Annotated in this window: 24 protein-coding genes; 8 read left to right on the forward strand and 16 right to left on the reverse strand. The window is 56.9% G+C overall.

From position 1 onward, the window contains the following. Window positions 1-134: 134 nt before the first annotated feature. Both AC2FFB_RS06350 and AC2FFB_RS06355 read left to right on the forward strand, forming a co-directional pair. Entirely contained in the window at window positions 135-275 is a 141-nt protein-coding gene (locus AC2FFB_RS06350; RefSeq protein ID WP_496693581.1) for a hypothetical protein, read from the forward strand. Window positions 276-325: 50 nt separating this feature from the next. Beyond that, window positions 326-523: a hypothetical protein gene (locus AC2FFB_RS06355; RefSeq protein ID WP_496693582.1), complete on the forward strand. Its 198-nt coding sequence runs from the start codon at window positions 326-328 to the stop codon at window positions 521-523. A gap of 39 nt (window positions 524-562) precedes the next feature. Here the strand turns inward: AC2FFB_RS06355 and deoD are convergent, their stop codons facing one another. From deoD to AC2FFB_RS06370, 3 genes are all read right to left on the reverse strand, one after another. Further along, window positions 563-1,273, reverse strand: coding sequence for a purine-nucleoside phosphorylase (gene deoD / locus AC2FFB_RS06360; RefSeq protein WP_496693583.1), 711 nt, complete (start codon window positions 1,271-1,273; stop codon window positions 563-565). A 17-nt stretch (window positions 1,274-1,290) separates the two neighbouring features. After that, window positions 1,291-1,608 (reverse strand): H-NS histone family protein, encoded by a 318-nt coding sequence (locus AC2FFB_RS06365; RefSeq protein WP_281995213.1) that lies wholly within the window; start codon window positions 1,606-1,608, stop codon window positions 1,291-1,293. 125 nt (window positions 1,609-1,733) lie between these two features. Beyond that, complete coding sequence (locus AC2FFB_RS06370) at window positions 1,734-3,716, reverse strand: protein meaA (protein ID WP_281995289.1); 1,983 nt, start codon at window positions 3,714-3,716, stop codon at window positions 1,734-1,736. Between the two features lie 129 nt (window positions 3,717-3,845). Here AC2FFB_RS06370 and AC2FFB_RS06375 point away from each other — a divergent pair, with 129 nt between their 5' ends. The 6 genes from AC2FFB_RS06375 (at window position 3,846) to AC2FFB_RS06400 (ending at window position 10,756) form a co-directional block, all read left to right on the forward strand. Continuing rightward, on the forward strand, window positions 3,846-5,231 hold the full coding sequence (locus AC2FFB_RS06375; protein ID WP_142635515.1) for a 1-acyl-sn-glycerol-3-phosphate acyltransferase: 1,386 nt from the start codon (window positions 3,846-3,848) through the stop codon (window positions 5,229-5,231). 115 nt (window positions 5,232-5,346) lie between these two features. Then, entirely contained in the window at window positions 5,347-6,633 is a 1,287-nt protein-coding gene (ccrA, locus tag AC2FFB_RS06380) for a crotonyl-CoA carboxylase/reductase (RefSeq protein ID WP_142635517.1), read from the forward strand. Between the two features lie 363 nt (window positions 6,634-6,996). Beyond that, on the forward strand, window positions 6,997-7,716 hold the full coding sequence (locus AC2FFB_RS06385) for a helix-turn-helix transcriptional regulator (RefSeq protein ID WP_496874672.1): 720 nt from the start codon (window positions 6,997-6,999) through the stop codon (window positions 7,714-7,716). Between the two features lie 82 nt (window positions 7,717-7,798). Beyond that, window positions 7,799-8,437 (forward strand): acyl-homoserine-lactone synthase, encoded by a 639-nt coding sequence (locus AC2FFB_RS06390; RefSeq protein ID WP_142635523.1) that lies wholly within the window; start codon window positions 7,799-7,801, stop codon window positions 8,435-8,437. Between the two features lie 61 nt (window positions 8,438-8,498). Next, complete coding sequence (locus tag AC2FFB_RS06395; protein WP_496712139.1) at window positions 8,499-10,031, forward strand: ATP-dependent DNA helicase; 1,533 nt, start codon at window positions 8,499-8,501, stop codon at window positions 10,029-10,031. Further along, window positions 10,028-10,756 carry an SDR family oxidoreductase gene (locus AC2FFB_RS06400; protein ID WP_496751735.1) on the forward strand — a complete coding sequence of 243 codons (729 nt, stop codon included), beginning with the start codon at window positions 10,028-10,030 and terminating at the stop codon, window positions 10,754-10,756. Before AC2FFB_RS06395 ends, AC2FFB_RS06400 begins: the two co-directional genes overlap by 4 nt. Before the next feature lie 4 nt (window positions 10,757-10,760). On the opposite strand, the gene AC2FFB_RS06405 is transcribed toward AC2FFB_RS06400, so the two are convergent. The 13 genes from AC2FFB_RS06405 to trpS form a co-directional block, all read right to left on the reverse strand. Further along, complete coding sequence (locus AC2FFB_RS06405) at window positions 10,761-11,528, reverse strand: TIGR02186 family protein (RefSeq protein ID WP_496712137.1); 768 nt, start codon at window positions 11,526-11,528, stop codon at window positions 10,761-10,763. A 2-nt stretch (window positions 11,529-11,530) separates the two neighbouring features. Continuing rightward, window positions 11,531-12,451, reverse strand: coding sequence for a sulfite exporter TauE/SafE family protein (locus AC2FFB_RS06410; protein ID WP_142635531.1), 921 nt, complete (start codon window positions 12,449-12,451; stop codon window positions 11,531-11,533). Window positions 12,452-12,807: 356 nt separating this feature from the next. Next, window positions 12,808-13,776, reverse strand: a complete 969-nt coding sequence (locus tag AC2FFB_RS06415) for an ABC transporter permease (RefSeq protein ID WP_142635533.1) — start codon at window positions 13,774-13,776, stop codon at window positions 12,808-12,810. Between the two features lie 3 nt (window positions 13,777-13,779). Next, window positions 13,780-14,871: an ABC transporter permease gene (locus AC2FFB_RS06420; RefSeq protein ID WP_142635535.1), complete on the reverse strand. Its 1,092-nt coding sequence runs from the start codon at window positions 14,869-14,871 to the stop codon at window positions 13,780-13,782. 1 nt (window position 14,872) lies between these two features. After that, window positions 14,873-16,402 (reverse strand): ABC transporter ATP-binding protein, encoded by a 1,530-nt coding sequence (locus AC2FFB_RS06425; RefSeq protein WP_496688964.1) that lies wholly within the window; start codon window positions 16,400-16,402, stop codon window positions 14,873-14,875. Window positions 16,403-16,494: 92 nt separating this feature from the next. Beyond that, window positions 16,495-17,493, reverse strand: coding sequence for a BMP family lipoprotein (locus AC2FFB_RS06430; RefSeq protein ID WP_142635539.1), 999 nt, complete (start codon window positions 17,491-17,493; stop codon window positions 16,495-16,497). 158 nt (window positions 17,494-17,651) lie between these two features. Next, on the reverse strand, window positions 17,652-18,065 hold the full coding sequence (locus AC2FFB_RS06435) for a GNAT family N-acetyltransferase (protein ID WP_496688963.1): 414 nt from the start codon (window positions 18,063-18,065) through the stop codon (window positions 17,652-17,654). Beyond that, on the reverse strand, window positions 18,062-18,649 hold the full coding sequence (gene tsaB / locus AC2FFB_RS06440) for a tRNA (adenosine(37)-N6)-threonylcarbamoyltransferase complex dimerization subunit type 1 TsaB (protein WP_496693588.1): 588 nt from the start codon (window positions 18,647-18,649) through the stop codon (window positions 18,062-18,064). Before tsaB ends, AC2FFB_RS06435 begins: the two co-directional genes overlap by 4 nt. Then, on the reverse strand, window positions 18,639-19,202 hold the full coding sequence (locus AC2FFB_RS06445) for a NifU family protein (RefSeq protein ID WP_496688961.1): 564 nt from the start codon (window positions 19,200-19,202) through the stop codon (window positions 18,639-18,641). The genes tsaB and AC2FFB_RS06445 overlap by 11 nt, the downstream gene beginning before the upstream one ends. A gap of 75 nt (window positions 19,203-19,277) precedes the next feature. Then, window positions 19,278-19,865: a 2-hydroxychromene-2-carboxylate isomerase gene (locus AC2FFB_RS06450; RefSeq protein WP_496688959.1), complete on the reverse strand. Its 588-nt coding sequence runs from the start codon at window positions 19,863-19,865 to the stop codon at window positions 19,278-19,280. A gap of 10 nt (window positions 19,866-19,875) precedes the next feature. Beyond that, window positions 19,876-20,331 (reverse strand): universal stress protein, encoded by a 456-nt coding sequence (locus AC2FFB_RS06455; protein WP_142635548.1) that lies wholly within the window; start codon window positions 20,329-20,331, stop codon window positions 19,876-19,878. 60 nt (window positions 20,332-20,391) lie between these two features. Continuing rightward, a complete protein-coding gene (locus AC2FFB_RS06460) occupies window positions 20,392-21,255 on the reverse strand; it encodes a branched-chain amino acid aminotransferase (RefSeq protein WP_496693589.1) in 864 nt (287 codons plus the stop codon). A gap of 60 nt (window positions 21,256-21,315) precedes the next feature. After that, window positions 21,316-22,344, reverse strand: a complete 1,029-nt coding sequence (trpS, locus tag AC2FFB_RS06465; RefSeq protein ID WP_281995207.1) for a tryptophan--tRNA ligase — start codon at window positions 22,342-22,344, stop codon at window positions 21,316-21,318. Window position 22,345: the final 1 nt, after the last annotated feature.

Raw genomic sequence — 22,345 nt, forward strand, 5'->3', positions numbered from 1 at the left:
CGGACTTGATCCATGTGCCTGCTGTGTTGCGGCAGGTGCAATTCCCATTTGCAAGAATATGTGGTGTGAACGCCTGCAGCCTGTCCTATGTTCGGCTCAGGGAGGAGTGATTATGTCACAATGGGATCACTCCGATGAGAACCAAAACCAATTCCGCTGATGCCGCCGAAGCCCTGGAATTTCTGGAACAGGCATGGGCCTATTATACGCCAGAAACGGTAATCCCCACTTCAGAGCGGATGCCAGAGCTGTTCGAATACGCAAATGCTGCCTGATCTGCGATTGCAGGGCTTGAAAACAACCGACTGATCAGCAAAGCAGGAGAATGCCTGTTATTCTTCTGCTTCTTGCTGCCGCCGTATTCGCCTATTTTCTGTGGCGCGCCCGCACTTCGTCACTGACACGTGAATGCCGCTGGCGCCAGCACCGAAAAGAAGGGCAATGGGTCTGCTCGTTTTGCGGTGCTCAGACCGATGGGGCGGAAAGTCCCAAGCAGTGTTTAAAGGGATCGACCGGTGGATAGCCGATGCGGGACAGGGTCGACCCTGCCCCAACCCGTTTGCTAAGCCTTTGGAAACGCCGCCTGAAGTGCGATCTCAACCATGTCGCCAAAGCTGCTTTCACGTTCGGACGATGGCAGAGCTTCTCCTGTCAGCAAGTGGTCGGAAACAGTCAGCACGGCAAGGGCCCGGCACTTGTGGCGCGCGGCCAGGATGTAAAGTTCGGCGGCTTCCATTTCGACGCCCAGAATGCCGTGACGCACCATCTGTTCGTTCAGATCGGGACGTTCATCGTAGAACACATCCGAGGAATAAATCCCGCCAACATGAGTTGGTGTTCCTTTGTTTGCCGCAGCCTCAAAGGCGGCCTGCAACAGGCTCCAATCCGCGCAAGGTGCAAAGTTGAGCTCTTTCATGATCCCCCGAGACGGCGTGCTGAGCGTGGTCGAAGTCATCGCCAAAATGACATCACGAATGTTCAAACTGTCCTGCATCCCGCCACATGACCCAATACGGATCAAAGTTCTGGCGCCAAAATCGCGGATCAATTCATTCACGTAAATTGACAGCGAGGGCATTCCCATACCGCTGCCTTGAATCGTGACCGGATTACCTTTCCAGGTTCCGGTGAAGCCCAACATGCCACGCACGTCATTCACCAGTTTGGCGTTATCCAGAAAAGTTTCTGCCGCCCATTTTGCCCGGTAAGGATCACCGGGTAAAAGAACTGTTTCAGCGATTTCGCCTTTTTCGGCGCCTATATGAATCGTCATTTCGTTATCAATTCCATTCAGATTTCCATATCCGAAATATCCGCTCCGGCTTTCAAAGCTTCGTGTACCCAATGCGGCTTGCGACCGCGCCCCGACCAGGTTTGATCGTGGTTGGATGGATTTCGGTATTTTGCTTTTGTTTTCGAAATCTTAAGAGATTTCGAGGACCCATCAGAAAGTTCGGAAAGGGAAAACCCAAATTCCGCTGCGGCTTTCTGAGCAGCTTTCAAAGCCTCTTTCCTATCACGTCTTTCGGCTGCTTTCAGCGCCACATCTACATTGGCACGCAATTCCAACAGTTCATTGCGCGTCATCTTTTCGAGATTCATTCCCATTTACATTCCCCTGATGTTACCGAATTACAATGTCCCCGAAGAGTCACCGTAGTTCTAAAAGTATCCATTATCTATCCCTTTTGCGAAGGCGATAGATACGGGGAAAATGGGTGGCAAATCGGCGGTTATTCAGCGGCCAGGTTTTGCGGATCAACCAAGGAAACTATGTCGCCCATGATTGCATTCAACTCGAAGTTTTTTGGCGTGTAGATTTTGGCCACACCCATCGCTTTGAGTTTTTCAGCATCGTCATCTGGGATAATGCCACCGACAACAACAGGAACATCGTTCAGGCCCGCCTCGCGCAGACGGTTCAGAACGTCCTGAACCAACGGAATGTGACTGCCGGACAGAATTGACAGGCCGATCACATGGGCTTTGTCCTCGATTGCGGCGGCCACAATTTCCTCGGGTGTCAGACGGATGCCGTCATAGCTGATGTCCATGCCGCAATCGCGGGCGCGGAAGGCGATCTGTTCAGCGCCATTTGAATGGCCGTCCAGACCGGGTTTCCCGACCAGGAATTTCAGGCGACGTCCAAGCTTGTCGCTGACCGCGTCAACGGCCGAGCGCAAGTCCTCCAGCCCTTCGGTTTTGTTTGAGACCGAGCCGGAAACGCCGGTCGGGCCGCGATATGTGCCATAGACTTTGCGCATCTCTTCGGCCCATTCGCCGGTGGTGACGCCAGCCTTGGCGGCGACGATTGACGGCTCCATTACATTCGCACCGGATTGTGCGGCCTCACGCAAAGCGGCCAGCGCTGCTGCAACTGCCGCGCCATCCCGTTCGGTGCGCCATTCGTTCAGGCGGTTGATCTGTTCCTGCTCTACTGCCGGATCAACGACCATGATGCCGCCGTCTTCGGTTTCCAGGGGTGAGGGCTCGCCCTCGGTCCATTTGTTCACGCCGACCACAATGGTCTCGTTGCGCTCGATCCGGTTGAGGCGCTCTGCGTTCGAATCCACCAGGCGTGACTTCATGTATTCGATCGAAGCGACAGCGCCGCCCATCGAATCCAGGTTTGCCAGCTCCGCACGCGCGCCTTCTTTCAACTCTTCAACCTTGGCATCAACAGCCGGGTTGCCATCAAACAGATCGCCATATTCCAACAGGTCGGTCTCATAGGCCAGAATCTGCTGCATCCGCATCGACCATTGCTGATCCCAGGGCCGCGGCAATCCCAGCGCCTCGTTCCAGGCGGGCAATTGCACCGCACGGGCGCGGGCCCTTTTCGACAGTGTTACGGCCAGCATCTCAATCAGGATGCGGTAGACATTGTTTTCAGGCTGCTGCTCGGTCAGACCCAGCGAGTTTACCTGAACGCCATAGCGAAAGCGGCGGAATTTGGGATCCTCAACGCCATAGCGTTGTTGCAAAATCTCATCCCAAAGGTCGACAAAAGCCCGCATTTTGCACATTTCGGTAACAAACCGTATGCCGGCGTTCACAAAGAACGAAATCCGGCCACACAGCGCCGGAAAATCCTCGGCCGGTACCCGTGGGCGCAACTCATCCAGAACTGCAATCGCTGTTGCCAAGGCGTAGGACAGTTCCTGCTCGGGCGTCGCGCCAGCCTCTTGCAGGTGATAGGAACAGACGTTCATCGGGTTCCATTTTGGCACGTTGGTATAGCAATACTCGGCCACGTCGGCGATCATCTTCAGCGACGGTTTCGGCGGGCAGACATACGTTCCGCGGCTCAGGTATTCCTTAATCAGATCGTTCTGAACCGTGCCCTGCAGTTTAGAGACATCAGCGCCCTGTTCCTCGGCAACCGCAATATAGAGCGCCAGCAACCAAGGAGCCGTGGCGTTTATCGTCATCGACGTGTTCATCTGTTCCAACGGGATCTGGTCGAACAAAACCCGCATGTCGCCCAGATGGCTGATCGGCACACCCACTTTACCAACCTCGCCGCGTGCCAGCGTGTGATCGCTGTCATAGCCGGTTTGCGTCGGCAGATCGAAGGCCACTGACAGACCCGTCTGACCCTTGGCCAGATTCCCGCGATACAGCGCGTTGGACGCTTTGGCGGTGGAATGACCGGCATAGGTTCGGATGAGCCAGGGGCGATCTTTCTGCGTCTGCGTCATAACTGGGCCTCGTATTGCGGGTGGGCAAGAAAATTACGTTCATGGGTTCTAAAGCGCAATTTTCGGGACATGTCAATTCGCTGCGCCGCGGCATTTCCGGTTGTGCCGATTGTGGGATGCAGCGATTGGTGGCAGGGTGCATTTATGACACAGACCGTGGAACTTCCGCTTTGGCTGTTTTTGTTGATCCTGGTATTCGCCGCGGTCACACTGGCCTCGCATTTTCTGTTTCCGTCAGTGCGGTGGTTTTTTCGCCGTAGGTTGGAGCGCGCGGTCAAACGCCTGAACACGCGCCTGCAGCGCCCGATACAGCCGTTCAAGCTGGCCCGACGCCACGATATGATTCAACGTCTGATCTATGATCCTCAGGTAGGGCAGGCCGTGCAGCAGCACGCACGTGAAGAAGGCATTCCCGAAGCGGTCGCCTTTGAGCAGGCCCAGCGGTATGCGCGCGAGATCGTGCCTTCTTTTTCCGCCGTTGCCTATTTCAGTATCGCCATCCGGTTGGCGCGGATTCTGAGCAACGCCTTTTATGATGTACGGCTTAGTTATCAGGATGAAGATGCCCTGAAAGATATTGATCCAAATGCGACAGTTGTTTTTGTGATGAACCACCGCAGCAACATGGATTATGTGCTGGTCACCTATCTGGCGGCCCAGCAATCGGCTTTGTCTTATGCTGTTGGCGAATGGGCGCGTGTTTGGCCGCTCAGTCGGTTGATTCGTGCGATGGGGGCCTATTTTATTCGCCGCAAGTCCGGCAGCGAACTCTATCGTCAGGTATTGGCCTGCTATGTCCGGCATGCCACCGATGCCGGTGTTACACAGGCCATGTTCCCTGAAGGCGGGCTGAGCCTGACGGGGGCCATGGCACGCCCCAAGCTGGGGCTTTTGAAATACATAATCGATGGTGCCAGGGTGGATGGGGCGGATGTGGTGTTTGTTCCCGTTGCGCTAAACTATGACCGGGTTCTTGAAGATACGATCCTGACCAAGGCCGCACTTGGCAATCAAAGGCAATTTCGTGCCCGAATCGGGGTTATAACTGGGTGGATGTTGAAACAGATAGGCAGGCGTCTGACCGGTCGCTACCAGCGGTTTGGATTTGCTGGAGTGCGATATGGTCACCCTATCTCATTGAAGGAATTCCGCACCGCCCATGACGATGTGATGACTGATCTCGCGCGCGAACTCATGCAACGGATCAAAGAAGCGATTCCGCAGGCGCCTGTTCCTGCAGCGTGCTGGCTGGTTCGCACCAAAGGAGAAATGCCCGAAGACGAGCTTAAAAGCTTGATCACCGGATTTTTGCAACGTGACGGAACTTTGGGTGATCAGGATGAGTCCGCGGTTTCAGCTGCCTTGGATCAGCTGGTCGAACGCAGAATTCTGAAACGAGAAGGTGGGAAAATATCTCAATCCGGGCAAAGGGTTGATCTGCTCGACTACTATGCAGCCTCAGCCCCGATTGGCGACGGCTGGCCTGATGCTGCGGCAGCGAAAGAAGTTTCTGCAGGCGCTGGGTCATAAAATTACAAAAATGATGCAAAATCTATTGCATTATTTCCTTCAGGCCAATATCTCATCATCCAACGCAAGCGCTTCTGCATCGCGGCAAACAGGAATGAGAAATAAGGAGGCCAACATGGCTCTGGACACCGACAGCGGTATCGCAACTTACGACGCGCCGGAAAAAGACCTCTATGAAATGGGTGAAATCCCTCCGATGGGGTTTGTGCCTAAGAAAATGTATGCATGGGCAATCCGTAAGGAACGCCACGGGGAACCGGATACTGCGATGGTCCAGGAAGTCGTGGACGTACCAGAGCTGGACAGCCACGAGGTGTTGGTTCTGGTGATGGCGGCGGGCGTTAACTATAACGGCGTCTGGGCATCCCTGGGCAAGCCGATCTCGCCCTTTGACGGCCACAAAGCCCCGTATCATATCGCCGGTTCTGACGCTTCGGGGATCGTATGGGCCGTGGGTTCGAAAGTAACGCGCTGGAAAGTGGGCGACGAGGTTGTCATTCACTGCAACCAGGACGATGGCGACGACGAACATTGTAATGGTGGCGATCCGATGTATTCGGACAGCCAGCGAATCTGGGGTTATGAAACGCCGGATGGGTCTTTTGCACAGTTCACCAATGTTCAAGCCCAGCAGTTGATGCCGCGCCCCAAGCACCTGACCTGGGAAGAAAGCGCTTGCTATACTCTGACGCTGGCGACCGCGTATCGGATGCTGTTCGGGCACGAGCCGCATGATCTGAAGCCGGGCCAGAACGTTCTGGTCTGGGGTGCCTCGGGCGGTCTGGGCTCTTATGCGATCCAGCTGATCAATACCGCAGGCGCCAACGCAATCGGCGTGATCTCGGACGAAAGCAAGCGTGACTTTGTTATGGGGCTGGGCGCCAAGGGCGTGCTGAATCGCAAAGACTTTAACTGCTGGGGTCAGTTGCCCACAGTAAACACACCGGAATATGCGGACTGGTTCAAAGAAGCGCGCAAATTCGGCAAGGCGATCTGGGAAATCACCGGCAAAGGCAAGAATGTCGACATGGTGTTTGAACATCCCGGCGAAAGCACATTTCCGGTGTCGACCTTTGTCGTGAAAAAAGGTGGTATGGTTGTGATCTGCGCCGGTACCACAGGCTATAACCTGACTTTCGACGTTCGCTATATGTGGATGCATCAGAAACGCCTGCAAGGTTCGCATTTTGCGCATCTCAAGCAGGCTGCTGCCGCGAACCAACTGATGGTCGAACGCCGTCTGGATCCCTGCATGTCCGAAGTGTTCGCCTGGGGTGAATTGCCCGACGCGCATATGAAGATGATGCGGAATGAGCATAAACCAGGCAACATGTCGGTTCTGGTTCAGGCGCCGCAGACGGGCTTGCGCACGCTTGAAGAGGTTCTAGACGCAAAAGGCTGAGCCCCCAAAAAAAGAATATTAGCACCCGCGAATCGCATCGAGCGAGCGCGGGTGTATCTATTTCGAGGCATAAGGAAATAATTACAGTGGGTTACAGAATCGTGACCCGCTAGTTTTGGGGAGTAGAAACCAGTGAATAGGCTTAAAATCATCTCACATGTTATGGTTGTGTTAACCCTTCGTTAACCGTTTCGGAGAGACTTTAGATGGCGCATAATGAGTGGATACTGGACGTTTTGTCGGACCTCAACGCCTTCGCTGTTGAAAACGGTTTGACCGCACTTGCCGAGCAGCTTGATGATACCAAGTTGATCGCAGCGGCCGAGATTGCGTCCATGCAGGATAAGGCACAGGCGCTCGCGAATGGGAACACAACTCGACATGAGTCAGGTCCTAGAGGACTTGGAAAGCACCAACACGCTTGACGAGTTGGGCGGTGTAGCCGTTCGATTGCGCGACCGGCTGCAGGTTGAACATCTTATCTATCATTGGGTTGATGGTGCCGGGGATCAATACGGCTATACAACTTACCCGGACGCTTGGGCCGAGCGATACCGTGAGCGGAATTATCACCGCATAGATCCGGTGATCCTGGGGTGTTTCCAACGGTTCCACCCGGTTGACTGGAAATTGCTGGACTGGTCTGGAAAAGTGGCGAAAGCCTTTTTGCAAGATGCCCTTGAACATGGAGTTGGCAATCAGGGTTATTCGATCCCCATCCGGGGGCCGAACGGCCAGTTTGCCTTATTCACAGTGAATCACTCATGTGATGATGAGAAATGGAAGTCCTTCATCGAGGCCCATGGCCGCGAGCTGATTTTGATCGCGCATTACTTTAACCGAAAGGCTCTGGAGTTCGAAACCGACAGGCAGCCGGATACGACCCGGGGCCTGTCGCCTCGTGAGACGGATGCCATGACCTTGCTGGCGCTTGGATACAGCCGGGCTCAAGTCGCGCACTCACTGTCAATCTCGGAACATACGCTGCGTGTCTATATTGAAAGTGCGCGTGCCAAGCTTGGGGCGCAAAACACAACCCATGCCATCGCAACAGCACTCAGCCGTGGATTAATAGTGGTTTAACAAGCGTGCGCGCCAAAAACGGGAAATTAACCACGACTTTGTACCCCCTTCGTTCCTGCACGGGACGACAAGGGGAAAAGTCATGTTGCGCTATTTGTTTGCCGACGAACTACATAAGTTTCCGAATTTGGCCCAAGGGATGTTCCGGGATCGAGCGGATCAGTTCAAAACGCGGCTGGGCTGGGATGTTCACGTGGACGAAAAAGGAGAAGAGCGGGATCAGTATGATGACCTGAATCCGCTCTATGTCATCTGGGAAGAAGAGGATGGCAGTCATGGGGGGTCGATGCGGGTTTTGCCGACGACAGGACCTGTCATGGTGAATGAGGTGTTTGGGCATCTGACAGGAGGTAAGCCTGTCCACAGCCCGCTGATCTGGGAGGTGACGCGGTTCTGCCTGTCCCGAACGGCCAGTGCCCATACTGCCGGTGCCATCATGCTGAGTGGCGGCGAAATCATGGAAGGGTTCGGGCTGACCCATATTGCTGGCGTCTTTGATGCGCGCATGATTCGGATCTACCGTCTGATCGGATCGTCTCCAGTCGTTCTGGGGTCACAAGGGAAAGGGCGTGATCAGATTTCGGTTGGGCTCTGGCCCTATTCGCCCGAGGATTGCAATCGGGTGGCTGAACGGGCGGGCATCCCACGTGAGCTGTCCAGGATGTGGTTCAAAGCCGCGTTTGGCACTGTCCGGCAACACCGGTTTGCCCTGTCCGCCTGACGGGGTCTGAAAGCCAATTCCATATCTGGCGATAGCTGGCGTGGCCCTGTAGGGTCGCGCCATGTCTATACCCACAGTAACCTTTTCTGACGATCAAGCCGCCGCCTATGACAGCATTTCCGAGATGCTGAAATCTGCTGGTGTGGACCTGGATGATGATGCCCTGCTGAAAATGCCCGGCAATGGCGAATCCGGGGTGATGGCCGTGATCGGCAAGGCGGGTTCAGGGAAAACGCTACTGCTGGCAGAGCTTTACAAAGCATTGGCTGACGCGGGTCTTCAGATTGTTTCCGGTGATTTCGAAAGCCGCAAAGCGCGCGAGAAACGCAGCTTGGCCATTCTTGCGCCAACGAACAAGGCCGCCAGTGTTTTGCGCCTGCGGGGTGTGCCTGCGACCACGATCCACCGCATCCTCTATACGCCGGTATATGACCCGGAATATGAACGCATTGCCGAATGGCTGGCGGGCAACGATGAACGCCCCGAGGTTGAAGGGTTGACTGACGAAGCCCTGGACCGGGCCGCTGCTTTTTATCAGAACAACAAGTCGATCCCCGGCGCGCTGGCCGCTGCAGGCCTTCGTGGGTCCGACTTTATCACCGGCTGGAAGCGTCGGGAGGAGCCGCTGGACATAGGCTTTGTAGATGAGGCCTCAATGCTGGATGACCGGCAGTTCGAAGACCTGAAAGAGATATTTCCGACCCTGTTGCTTTTTGGCGATCCGGCGCAGCTCGCCCCGGTCAATCAGTCCGGCAGCATGGTATTCGAGACGCTGCCCGAGCCGCGAAAGCAGGTATTGCACAGGGTCCATCGGCAGACGGCAGACAACCCGATCCTGGACCTCGCGCATGCGCTGGCCGACCCTCAGATGGGGTTTGAGGATTTTGAACGGCTCGTCGAACAGACCGCCCGACAGGATGACCGAGTTGTTTGGGGGCAGCGTGTTGAAGTTGACCTGATGGCCCGCAGCCCGGTTCTGGTCTGGCGAAATGCCACCCGAATTCGCTTGATTCAAGCCTTCCGCAATGTTCACGCTGCACCCGACACCGAGCTTCTGGCGGGAGAGCCGTTGATTTGCGATGGAATCGAACTGCCGCTGAAGCACCGCAAGAAAAGGCTGGATCTTGAGGCGCGCGGGCTAATCAAGGGTGCTCAGGTCATCTATCTGGGGCCAGGACGAAAACCGGGGTTTTCGCGCCTGCATGTGATGGGGGCCGAGGATCCGCAGGTCAGCGCAGCGTCGATTGTCAAAATCGAAATGCCTGATGAGGAAGAACCGTTTATTCCATTTGCTGCGCGAATGGGGGCTACCTTTTTGCATGGCGCAGCAGTGACCATTCACAAGGCGCAGGGGTCGCAGTGGGACACGGTACAGGTGTTTGCTCCGGATGTATATGCGGCTGCTCGGATGGGGCGAACCGAGGCTGGGCAACCTTTGTGGAAACGTCTGGCTTATGTTGCGATCACGCGGGCGCAAGAAAGGTTGATTTGGGTGGTGCGCAACAGGCTGGCCAAGCCCACTTATCCGCTGCGCGTGGATGATTTGCGCGCGGCTCCGGCGGCGACGCTGACCCTGGAGGCCGAAGAGATATGAAATCCATCATCATCACAGGCGCCAGTTCAGGCATCGGACGGGCAACTGCCGAGCTGTTTTTGGCCGAGGGCTGGGCGGTTGGGCTGCTGGCGCGCAGCGCGGATGTGCTGAGCAAATTGGCTGAAAGGCACAAGAATGCGATCCCCTTGGTGACCGATGTTACCGACCCCACCGCTGTTTCGGGTGCTTTCGAGACATTCCAGAATGAGGCGGGACGTCTTGACGTATTATTCAATAATGCCGGAATCTTTGCCCCCGGAGGCACGATAGACGAAATCCAGTTGGAGGATTGGTACCAGAGCGTCAGCGTGAACCTGAACGGGATGTTCCTGAGCGCGCGCGAAGCCTTTCGCATCATGCGGCATCAGGCCCCGCAAGGGGGAAGGATCATCAATAACGGTTCGATCGCCGCGCATGTACCGCGTCCGAATTCGGTCCATTACACCGCTACGAAACACGCGATAACAGGCCTGACACGCAGCCTATCACTGGACGGGCGCGCCTTTGGTATCGCATGTGGTCAAATCGATATTGGCAACGCGCGAACACAGATGGTGCAAAACCTGGTTGAAAACGCCATCGCGGGAGGGCAGCAGCCCGACCCGACGATGGCTGTTGACGATGCCGCACGTTCTGTACTGCACATGGCGTCTTTGCCTGCAGAGGCAAACGTCCAGTTCATGACTGTCATGGCCACTACGATGCCCTATATCGGGCGTGGATAGGGCTTTAGTTCTCGCGCAATAGTCGGAAGGCTGTGGACGCTCCCCAACCCGCCGCGATGGCGATGACCAAAGACATCAGGCCGTACCAGACCGGCTGCTGACGGGACATGTTGTAGAGGAACCGTTCCAGCCCGACCTTCCGCACGTCGATTGTGGTCTCGAACTGGGAAACAACTTCTCGGCCGCGGGTCAGGTATATGCGCGCGAAATAGGCGCCTTCGGTCAAATCGGCTGGCATGTCGATTGATGTTCGGAACAATGTCTGCTCGTCCACCGCAACCGTTTTTTCGCGGATAGAATACAGGCCCTCATCCTCACGGATGCGAACGACGGCCTCGGCAAAATTCTGCGCGCCCCGGATATTCATCGCGGCACCCACTGATCGAATGGCCCGTTCAATCGAGATCCTGTACCGCAGGTCTTCTGTATCTGACAGGATTTCTGTAAGCGGAGCGCTGGTGGCAACCGCATAAAAACTGGGCGCAAGGTCGACCAAGACGCTGTCGGTGTTGACCCAGATACCCAGCCTGCGTTCTTTTCGCCGGACCGTCACTGGGCTCGAGGGGCCTGCAACGGCTACGATTACTTGAAGCGGTGGGCCGGAAGGGATCGGCGTTTCACGTTTCACGGCACCGAAAATAAGAATTTCCGAGCCATCGAAATTCGCCGTGATGGCAACCCGGTCTTGGCTTAGGCCAAGCACGACCTGTTCCTCCTCGGCGATGGCCGGGGTGACACAGAGGGCGAGTAGCAGGATCAACCGTCTCAGCATGATCAGTGCCCCCCTGCAACGCCGAGCGAATAGAGCTCGGAGGGTTCCAGAAGCAGATCCAGCGCCAGTTTGCCACAAACCACCAAGACCAGTGCAGCCAGCAATACGCGCAGCTGCTCGGCAGGCATTCGTGCGCCGATCACCGTTCCGATCTGCGCCCCGATCACGCCGCCGACCAGCAACAACACAGCCAGAACAATGTCGACTGTGTAGTTGGTTGTCGCGTGCAGCATCGTGGTGAACGCTGTTACGAAAATAATCTGGAATAGGGAGGTGCCGACAACGACTTTGGTGGGCATTCCCAGCAGGTAAATCATGGCAGGAACCATGATAAAGCCGCCTCCGACACCCATGATCGCAGAAAGGATACCTACGCTAAGCCCGACCAGGACGGGGGGGATGACCGAGATATAGAGGCCCGATGTACGGAACCGCATTTTGAACGGCATCGCGTGAATCCAGCCGCGCTGACGACGTGCAACAGGGGCGGCGGTGCCCTTTTTGGATTTACGCAGCGCGTTCAAGCTTTCGATGAACATCAAGCTGCCGACGACGCCCAGAAAGACCACGTAACACAGGGTTACGAGCAAATCGACTTGTCCGAGGCTTTTGAGATAGTTGAAGATCACCACCCCGAACGCAGCTCCGATCAGTCCCCCGACCAGCAATACCGTGCCCATCTTCAGGTCGACCGTCTTTCGGCGGAAATGGGCCAGAACACCAGAAAATGACGAGGCGACAATCTGGTTCGCTTCGGTGGCTACGGCAACTGCTGGTGGGATGCCAATGAAAAACAACAGCGGGGTCATCAGAAACCCGCCGCCGACCCCGAACATCCCTGACAGGATGCCGACCATGCCGCCCAACCCCAGCAGCAGAAAGGCGTTTACGGAAACTTCAGCGATAGGAAGGTAAATTTGCATGAGGTACTAGTAATTAGGGCCAGCTGCGTCGCGCAATGTGACACATTCGACTTCTGGAATTTGTGAAAGGGTTCGTATCTGACGCGCAGAATCACGCCCTTGGCGAGGCAGGGTAAAGCAGGGCTGGCGGCTTGGACCAGTCTGAAACTGTGCATCCGCAAAAGGCGTTTTGACAGGGAGTATCCCCTTAGACCAAGCGCAAGACCTAGCATCCGGCACCCCGGCGAGAAACTCTCTCAAATCAGCTGTCACTGGAAACACATCCATGCCCCTTTAGAGCCGTTGCGGCATGTAAAATCAACTCTACATGCCGCCACGCAGCGAACAGGACTGACGTGTGTTTCAAACTGGACCTATTACCGCTCTTTTACATAGGGTTCGCCACCGGCTTTCGGTGGAACGGCCTTGCCGACAAAGCCGGCCAAAATGACGACGGTCAGGATATATGGCAGCGCATCCATGACCTGCACAGGAATCACCACGCCACCCAGGTCAATATTTTGGAACCGCAACGCAACGGCTTGCAACAGTCCGAACAGCAGGCAAGCCCACATCGCGTGCCATGGCCGCCATTTTGCAAAGATCAGTGCCGCCAGCGCGATGAACCCGCGACCGGCAGTCATTTCCTTGACGAATCCAGCTTGCAGGGCCGTGGCCAGATAGGCACCGGCAATGCCGCAAAGCACGCCACAGATCGCGACGGCCGCAAAACGCAGCCCAACGACAGAAACCCCGGCCGTATCCACCGCGGCTGGGTTTTCACCCACCGCGCGCAGGCGCAGGCCAAAGCGGGTGCGGTACAAAACCCACCAAGTTGTCGGGACCAGAAGGAAAGACACATAGACCAGGATCGAATGGCCGGACAGCAGCTCGGAATAGATTGGCCCAAGAAATGGGACATCACTCACGGCATCCGCAAAAGGGAAGGTGATCGGTTCAAAGCGCCCTCCGCCGAACAGCGAGGGGGTACGCCCGCCCTGTTTGAACCAGCTTTGCGCGATCAGGACCGTCAGCCCAGAGGCCAGAAAGTTGATGGCGACGCCTGAAATCAGCTGGTTGCCCCGAAAGGTGATCGAGGCCACCCCATGCAGGGCGGACAGAACAAGAGAGGCCGCGATCCCGGCCAGCAATCCCAGCCAGACCGATCCGGTCACGGCGGCGACGGCGGCAGAAAAGAAGGCCGCGATCAGCATCTTGCCCTCAAGCCCGATGTCGAAAATACCGGCGCGTTCGGAATACAGACCGGCCAGACATGCCAGCAACAGCGGCGTGGCCAGGCGGACGGTCGAATCGAGGACCTGGATGAGGGTAACGAAAGTATCCATCGCTTAACCCTCCTTCCGCATGGCAAGGAACAGTTTCTCAAGCGGCATGCGGACCATGTTGTCAAGCGCGCCGGTGAACAGGATCACCAGGGCCTGAATGACTACGATCAGCTCGCGCGGGATAGACGTCCATAGCGCCAGCTCGGCCCCGCCTTGATAGAGGAAACCAAACAGCAGCGCCGCCAGAAACACCCCAAACGGATGGGATCGACCCATCAGCGCCACGGCGATACCGATAAAGCCAGCGCCCTCGGTCGAGTTCAGAACCAGCCGCTCTGCCTCACCCATCACGTTGTTCGTGGCCATCAGACCAGCCAGCGCGCCCGAGATCAGCATGGCGATGATGGTGATCCGAACCGGAGAAATACCGGCATAGACGGCACCGGTTTCCGAATGCCCATAGGCGCGGATCTCATAGCCCAGCCGGGTGCGCCAGATCAGCGCCCAAACGATCACACAGGCCAGGACTGCAACAAAGAATGAGATATTGGCAGGTGCGCCACGGAATACGACGTTTTCAGCGGTCGAGAACATCGACTGGAACGTCGGCAGATGCACCGCCTCGGGGAAGCGTGCAGTTGCCGGGTCTTGCGAGCCCTGCGGGCGCATGACGTTGACCAGCATATAGTTCAGCAAGGCAGCAGCGATGAAGTTGAACATGATCGTGGTGATCACGATATGGCTGCCGCGTTTGGCCTGCAGATAGGCCGGAATGGCCGCCCAAGCGGCCCCAAACACCATCGATGCGGCACAGGCGGCCAGCAAGGCGATGCTCCAATGCGGCCAGTCGATGTAAAGGCACACCACGGCCACGCCAAGCCCGCCCAGCATCGCCTGACCTTCGCCACCGATATTGAACAGCCGTGCGTGAAAGGCGACCGCCACAGCGAGTCCGGTGAACATGAAATTCGTGGCGTAATACAGCGTATAGCCCCAGCCATAGGTCGATCCCAGCGCGCCGGTGACCATCAGGTTCACCGCTTCGATCGGGTTTTCGCCAATGGCGAGGATCACCAGCGCCGACAGGATTGCAGCCAGAAGCAGACTGATCACCGGGATCAGAACGACATCGGCCCATTTGGGCATTTTTTCCATGTTACGCTGCCTCTCCCGCAACACCGGCCATCAACAGGCCAAGTTCTTTTTCATCAGTTTCATGGGGCAGGCGTTCGCCCATGATATGTCCGTCAAACATGACCGCGATTCGATCCGACAGCGAGAAAATCTCTTCCAGCTCGACCGAGACCAGCAGGATCGCCTTGCCCTGGTCGCGCAGATCGACGATCTGTTTGTGAATGAATTCGATCGCCCCGATATCCACGCCTCGGGTCGGCTGACCGACCAACAGCAGGTCCGGGTTACGTTCGATTTCACGCGCGACGACGATCTTCTGCTGATTGCCGCCCGAAAAGCTTTTAGCCGACAGCCAGGGGTTCGGCGGGCGCACATCGAATTTTTCGATCTTGGCTTCGGTATCGGCGCGCAGGGCGGCGTTATCCATGAAGAGGCCACGCTTATAGGCCGGGTCTCGGTGATAGCCGAAGGCCACGTTCTCCCAGGCGTGGAAATCCATGATCAGGCCTTCGCGCTGGCGGTCTTCGGGCACATGCGCAATGTGCTGCGCGCGCCGCGCCTGGCCATCTGACCCCGCCCCGCTGAGCGCAAGCGGCGTGCCGTTCAGTTTGATCTGGCCCTGGCCCGGGCGCATCCCGCCCAGAACCTCTAGCAGTTCGGATTGGCCATTGCCGGCGACGCCTGCGATGCCCACGATCTCACCAGCGCGCACGGTCAAGTCGATGCCTTTGACACGCTCGACGCCCGCGCTGTCGAAAACACGCAGGTTTTCAATCTCGAGGATGGGCTTACCGGGCTGTGCCGGAACCTTGTCGACCTGCAGCAGAACCTTGCGGCCCACCATCAGCTCGGCCAGTTCTTCGGGGCTGGTCTCGGCGGTTTTCACGGTGGCCGTCATTTGCCCGCGGCGCATGACCGACACGGTGTCGGTGTTTTCCATGATCTCGCGCAGTTTGTGGGTGATCACGATGATCGTCTTCCCCTCGGCCCGCAGCCGGTCGAGGATGCGGAACAGCTGATCCGCCTCGGATGGGGTCAGCACGCCGGTTGGTTCGTCCAGAATCAGGATCTCGGCCTTGCGATACAGCGCCTTAAGAATCTCAACCCTTTGCTGCATCCCCACACCGATTTCGTCGATACGCTTGTCGGGGTCAACGAACAGTTCGTATTCTTCTTCCAGCTCTTTCAACTCTTTGCGGGCTTTATTCAGGGACGGGGCCAACAGCCTTCCATCCTCGGCGCCCAGCACGATGTTTTCCAGAACGGTAAAATTCTCGACCAGTTTGAAATGCTGAAACACCATCCCGATGCCCGAGGCGATCGCGGCCTGGCTGTCAGGGATTTCGGTCTTTTGACCATTGATCCAGATTTCACCTTTGTCGGCTTTGTAAAAGCCGTAGAGAATGCTCATCAGCGTGGATTTGCCCGCACCGTTTTCACCGATGATCCCATGGATCGTACCGGGGGCGACGCTGATGGAAATGTCTTTGTTGGCCTGAACCGGCCCAAAGGATTTGGATATCCCTTTGAGCTCAATGGCGGGGACGGTCATGTCTTGTCCTCAGTTGCCGAAAGGACTGCCCGGTCATCCCGGTGCAGCAAAGTGGAATCGGGCCGGGAGCATCACCCCCGACCCGCGCGATATCAGAACTGCAGTGCTGGGCAGCTGTCGTTCTCGTAATAGCTGACAACTGAAACATTGCCGTCGATGATGTCCTGACGGGCTTTGTCGACTGCTGCTTTCATATCATCCGAAACCAGCGGAGCGTTGTTGTCGTCGATCGCATAGCCAACGCCGTCTTCGGCCAGACCCATGATATATACGCCGGTCTCAACGTTCTCGCCTGCGCTCATCGCCTCGTAAACAGCGACGTCCACGCGCTTCAGCATCGAGGTCAGAACTTTGCCCGGGTGCAGGTGGTTCTGGTTGCTGTCGACACCGATTGACAGGATGCCTTCGTCAGCAGCGGTTTGCAGAACACCAACACCGGTGCCGCCAGCTGCGGCATAGACCACGTCGGCACCCTGGCTGATTTGTGCCTTTGTCAGTTCCGAGCCCTTAACCGGGTCGTTCCATGCCGCAGGCGTTGTGCCGGTCATGTTGGCAACCACGTTGATATCGGGGTTCACCGCCTTGGCACCCTGAGCATAGCCGCAGCCAAAGTGACGGATCAGCGGAACATCCATGCCGCCGATGAAGCCAACAGTCCCGGATTCGGATGCCATCGCCGCCATCATACCAACGAGGTAAGACCCTTCGTGTTCAGCGAATCCAACCTGACGCAGGTTAGGCGCGTCCAGCCAGGTTACATCGACAACGACAAATTTCGTGTCCGGATAGTCGGCAACAACCGCGCTGAGCGGGTCAGCCATACCGAAACCCATGGTGATGATCGGGTTCGAGCCTGCTTCGGCAAAGCGGCGCAGGGCCTGTTCGCGTTGCGCTTCGGACTGCATTTCGATCTCGCGGTATGTGCCGCCCGTTTCTTCCGCCCAGCGTGAGGCGCCGTTATGCGCGGCTTCGTTGAACGATTTGTCGAACTTGCCGCCCAGATCAAAGATCAGTGCCGGTTCGGCCAGTGCGGCACCCGCTGTCAGTGCAACCGCCGCTGCGGCGCCCATCAAGGATTTCATCAGGGTCATTTGTTACTCCCGTTTGTTTTTTCGGTCGGAGCCAAGATAGCCCCGTTTACCCACTGTTAGCGAGCATAACCGTTGTGATGGCGGGAATTAAGGCCGTTTGCAACCGCCGCGGTCAACAGATTTTTGACCATTTGGTCCAAGAAAATTCGCGACCTGTCTCAGGTTAAATTGCATTCCATGACGATGGCATCAATTTTCTGATTATTTTCAACCGTATAGTAATTCTTGCGCGTGCCGCACACACGATACCCGCAATGCTTGTAAAGTGTAATCGCGGGCTGGTTGGCGATGGAAACATCCAGAATCGCCCGGATAGCGCCCAGTTTTTTGGCAGCCGCGTGCCATTCGACCATACGCTTCCTAGCCAGTCCCTGACGCTGAACTGTGGGATGGGTGGCAATCGTCAGCAGTTCGGCATCGTCAGCGATTGCCTGAAAAAGGGCAAAGGACTGGGTGTCGCCGACGATATGGGTAAAGCGATTCTGCAGCAGCTCTGCAAACTCTGTGGCGGTCCAGGGGCGCGCTTGCGTAAAAGCCGCCGCATGGGTATCGGCCAGGTCTTCCGGGGTCATCCGTCCAGCAACATCGGCGGTTGATCCTTGGAGGGCGCCGCGTCTGCGGGGCGTATGTATAGGGGGGCCGGTGCCTCGGTCGTAGTCTGCCATCTTTGCGCTGCCACGCGGGCAATAGCGCAGACCTGAGCCTTGGGGTTGTCGTTGAACATCAGTGTGCCCAGCGATTTTGCCTGATCAAGCTGGATCAGTGCCGGTTCCATATCAGGCTGAGAAACATAGACCTGATCTCTGGGCGCGCGAATCGCGGGCAACGCATCGCTGTCCAGGGTGGCAAGCGCGTCAAAGCCCGACACACCGATGGCCGGTATCCCCAGACCTAAGGCCAGACCCCGCGCGGCCGAGACCGAGATGCGGATGCCTGTGAAATTGCCTGGGCCTATTCCAACGCCGATCGCTGACAGGTCGCGCCATGAGCATTGTTCTGATGACAGCACCTCTTCGAGCAGCGGCATCAGACGTTCGGCTTGTCCCCGCGACATGGGCTCGACACAAGACGCCACAATCCGGTCACCGCGCAACAAAGCGGCCGCGCAATGCGCGGCCGATGTGTCAAACGCCAGAATGAGTGGTTCAGACGGCAACAGGGCGAACCTCGGTCACTTCGGGAATGTAGTGACGCAGCAGGTTTTCGATTCCCATCTTCAACGTCAGCGTCGAGGATGGGCAGCCTGCGCAGGCCCCTTGCATATGCAGGTAGACAATGCCGCGGTCAAAACCGTGAAACGTGATGTCGCCCCCGTCCTGCGCGACTGCCGGGCGCACACGGCTGTCCAGCAGGTCTTTGATCTGGTTGACCACCTCGGCGTCTTCGCCGCTGTGTTCAGCATGGCCCGAGGCCGTATTGGCATCCGCTCCCATGATCGGCTGGCCGGATTGATAATGCTCCATCACCGCGCCCAGAATGGCGGGTTTGATGTGGTCCCACTGAACGTCGTCCGCTTTGGTCACGGTCACGAAGTCATTGCCGAAAAAGACTCCGGTCACGCCACTCACAGCGAAAATGCGGTTGGCCAGCGGCGACTTTTCCGCAGCCTCAGCCGATGGGAAATCTGCAGTGCCCGCTTCCAGCACGGTCTGGCCGGGCAGGAATTTCAGGGTTGCAGGGTTCGGTGTGGATTCGGTCTGGATGAACATGGCGCGGCTCCGTATCTGTTGTCTCTGATATGCGGGTCCGCGCACTGGAAGTCAAGAATTGGAACGATTCTAAATTTATGCAGCCAAGCTTATCGCGTCGTCCAACCGATCATCGCCCCAGAACAGCTCATCCCCGACCAGAAAGCTGGGCGCGCCAAAAAGCCCTTTGGCCTGAGCGGTTTCTGTCTGCGAGATAAGCGCTGCTTTGATCGCCGGATTCTGGGTCTGGGACAGCAAATCTGTGGCAAGCCCGGCTGAGTTCAGGCATCCGGCCAGAACAGTATCATCTGCGATGTTCTGCCCTTCGGCAAATTCGGCGGAATAGACGGCGCGCACAAAGGCAGCTTTTTGCATCTGGTCGTCAATCGCCAGTGTTAACCTGGCCGCTTTCAGGCCGTTCTGCGGAAAAGGATCGGGCCGGACAAATGGCAAGCCGCGCTGGGCGGTCAGGCGTTCCATATCGCGCCACATGTACCGGCCTTTCGCCGGATACAGATTGAACGGAGAATTATCCCACCCTTGGGCGGCAAAGATCGGCCCCAGCAGAAAAGGCTGCCATTCAACCGACACGCCCTGGCGTGCGGCGACCTCTTCGATACGCATCGCGCTGAGATAGGAATAGGTCGAGGCGAATTCGAACCAGAATTGAATGCTGCGTTGCATCGGTGTGGCCTCAGGTAATCGCTTCGAGTTTTTCTTTGCTCAGATCACCAGGAACAATAGTGATTGGGATCGGCAGGCTGCCTGAGTTTTTGGTCAGTTGAGTCACCAATGGGCCAGGTCCCTTTTTGTCAGTGCCTGCACCCAGAACCAGAACGCCGATATCAGGATCGGATTGCACATGCTCGATGATCTGGGCAACGGGCTCGCCTTCGCGGATGGCCAGTTCAGGATCAACGTCTTGCTTGTCGCGCATCCATTTTGCGAAAACTTCAAAATGCGCATGGATACGCTCGCGCGCTTCTTCACGCATGACGGTGGCAACGCCGATCCAATGGTTGAATTCGTCCGGTGGGATTACCGACAGGATTGTTACGCCGCCGCCGGTATGGGCCGCGCGCATAGCCGCGAATCGCATCGCATTCAGGCATTCGCGACTGTCATCCAGAACCACTAGGAACTTGCGCATGGGTGTCCTCATTCATTTCCGGGGATCATGCCCGACTAGGTGCGTGCTGGCAACCAGAGCCTAACGCCCACTGGCGGCCCAGTCCCAATACAGGTCGCGTGCACGCCGGGCGACGGGCCCGACCTGAAACCGGGTGTCCTCCAGCGCGGTCACCGGGGTGATCTTGCTCATGTTGCCAGTCATGAATACCTCGTCGGCCCCGTAGAAATCCTCGAAACTCAGAACCGCCTCATGCACAGCCACGCCGTCGGCCCGCAGGTTTTTGATATGTCGTGCACGGGTGATGCCGGCAAGGAAGGTGCCGTTGGGGACGGGGGTAAAGACCTCGCCGTCGCGGACCATAAAGATATTGGCGGTTGCGGTTTCGGCTACGTTGCCCAATGCGTCAGCCACCAAAGCATTCGAAAACCCGTTCGCACGTACCTCGTTCAGCATCCGTGCGTTGTTGGGATACAGGCACCCGGCCTTGGCATTCACCACTGCTGATTCCAGTACCGGACGGCGGAATCGGGTCAGTCCCAGCGTGTCCGAGGCGGTCTCAGGCGCCATCGGAATCTCTTCCAGGCAGACAGCAAACCCGGTGCTGTTTTCCTGCGGTACGATCGCTGTCGCATCTCCGTCGATGCCCCAATACATCGGGCGGATATACACGGCCGCGTCGGGCGCATAGGCTTCAAGCCCTTCCAGCACGATCTCGACCATCTGGTCTTTGGTGACGGTCGGGGTCAGCATCAGCGCCTCGGCAGAGCGGTTCACGCGGGCGCAATGGGCCTCCAGATCCGGGGTCAGCCCGTTGAAGAACCGCGCGCCGTCAAAGACGGATGATCCCAGCCACGCACCATGATCCGCAGCGCGCATGATCGGTGCATCCCCATCATGCCATTGCCCGTTGAAATAGGTGCGGATGTTCTTGCCGACTGCCATGACGCCCTCCCAAGCTTTGAGGCAAACCTAGGAAGGCGTTAAGGCAACGTCCAGAGCCAATCAGCCCCGTTTCGCACCAACCATGCCGACGATGTCATAGGTCTGCTGCAGGATCGGGGCTGCAATCGCCCGCGCCTTTTCTGCGCCATTGGCCAGAATGCGATCAATCTCGGCCTCTTCACCCATCAGGCGGGCCATTTCGGTCGAGATCGGAGACAGTTTGGCAACCGCCAGATCGGCCAGCATCGGTTTGAACTCGCCAAATTGCTTGCCGCCAACGTCGGCCAGAACCTGATCCGCCGTCTGATCGCTGAGGGCGGCGTAGATATTCACCAGATTGCGGGCCTCGGGGCGGTTGTCCAAGCCATCGACTTCCGAAGGCAGAGCGTCCGGGTCGGTCTTGGCCTTTCGGATTTTCTTGGCGATCGTCTCGGCATCATCGGTCATGTTGATCCGGGTCATGTCAGAGGGGTCGGATTTGGACATCTTTTTTGACCCATCGCGCAAGCTCATGACCCGAGTTGCCGCACCTTTGATGACGGGTTCGGTCAACGGAAAAAAATCGACGCCATAGTCATGATTGAACTTAGTTGCGATATCTCGGGTTAGTTCCAGGTGTTGCTTTTGATCATCTCCGACGGGTACATGTGTCGCGTGATATACAAGGATATCTGCGGCCATAAGCGCCGGATAGGCGAATAGGCCCAACGATGCATTCTGTGCGTTCTTGCCAGCCTTATCTTTGAACTGTGTCATGCGCTGCATCCAGCCAAGCCGGGCAACGCAGTTAAAAATCCATGCTAGTTGCGCGTGCTCAGGAACCTGGCTTTGGTTAAACAGGATCGATTTTTCGGGATCTAATCCTGATGCGATATACCCCGCGCACAGCTCACGCGTTGCGTGCTGCAACTCTTTGGGGTCCTGCCAAACGGTGATCGCGTGCAAATCGACCATACAGTAGATTGTCTGATAGTCGGACCCTTGCATCCGAACCCAGTTCCGCAATGCGCCCAAATAGTTGCCAAGGTGCAGGTTACCGGATGGCTGTGCACCGGAAAACACGCGCGGCGTGAACTTGGAATCGGTCATC

The organism is Ruegeria sp. YTSA219, from assembly GCF_059609985.1.